1 protein-coding gene is annotated in these 1,043 nt (G+C 29.4%); it reads right to left on the bottom strand.

Going from position 1 to position 1,043, the window contains the following annotated elements; all coding sequences use genetic code 11:
• Nucleotides 1–336: 336 nt before the first annotated feature.
• A complete protein-coding gene (locus tag V7083_RS23655) occupies nucleotides 337–630 on the bottom strand; it encodes a hypothetical protein (protein ID WP_335482666.1) in 294 nt (97 codons plus the stop codon).
• Nucleotides 631–1,043 lie beyond the last annotated feature (413 nt).

Below are 1,043 nucleotides of genomic sequence, written 5' to 3'. Positions count from 1 at the left end.
AATACATGTACTTCTATCCGTATAATCCGTAATTGATACTTATTTGGCGTATACTATTCACTTTATTCTAGCAATCACAAAGGTACAGGTATTGGTTTCATGGTAGTAAAAAAATAATTAAAAATATAATGGAACATTCGGAATATCCAGTGAGGAAATTAAGGGTACTAAAATAGAAATAAAGCTTTCTTTATAATTTTTTTAGTTACATAAAGATGATTTCGATAAATATTATAGTTAATATAACAATTTAAATGTAAAAAGAGATTGGAATTTCCAGCCTCTTTTTACGGATTAAATAAACATTAGTTTTTCTTTCTCCCAGTAGTGTTTTATTTAAATGATCTTTTTTTCTGCTTGATAACCTAATTCCCCAAGAACTTGCTCATATTGGAGAAGTAACATTTGTAAGCTGTTAATGTGCTGAATCAACTTTGGAATATCGTTTCGTGCATGGGCAATAAATTCACACTCTTGCCTCGTAAATGGTATTTCTGTGTCGCCGTCTGTAACTACATCATAAAATGAAATATCACCTAATGTAATTTTACTAACCTTCCAATTTTGACTTGGTATTTGATTACACCGATGTGCTATGGCGCTGATTTCAGTTTTTGTCAGAAACTTCATGTGAATAATCTTCCTTTCTTAACGAAATTAAAGTTTATTCGATAAATAGGAATAAAAGTCATAAATTAATAACTAAGAAATTAATATGCGAAATGGAGACTTATACAAAAATGAAGTAAATCAGGTAGTAATCTATCGTAGAATATGGAAAGAAATAGAGAATAATTATTTGTAAGATTTTTTCGTTTTTCCCCCTTATTTGCAACGCAAAATAATTATATATTATCAAATCATCGAAAACCTCTTTGCAGGAAATTATTAAATGGCTATTCTCATGCCCCAAAATTCTTTTTTTTCTAAAATTGGTTAAAGTGGTGCGACTGACATTCTCACGTGTTGTATTACAAAGTTGCCTTATATCTACATTATTTAGTAACCAAAGTTCTTCGGCAATCTAAAACCTTACCAAGCTT

It is taken from the genome of Bacillus sp. JJ1764 (assembly GCF_036962145.1).
Taxonomy (GTDB): domain Bacteria; phylum Bacillota; class Bacilli; order Bacillales; family Cytobacillaceae; genus Neobacillus.
The sequence above is the reverse complement of the archived record's forward strand: the minus strand, read 5'-3'. Positions and strand labels throughout refer to the sequence as shown.

What these genes read in the sequence shown, in the direction of transcription:
- V7083_RS23655 (WP_335482666.1), bottom strand. Translation starts at nt 630, where the DNA reads ATGAAGTTTCTGACAAAAACTGAAATCAGCGCCATAGCACATCGGTGT.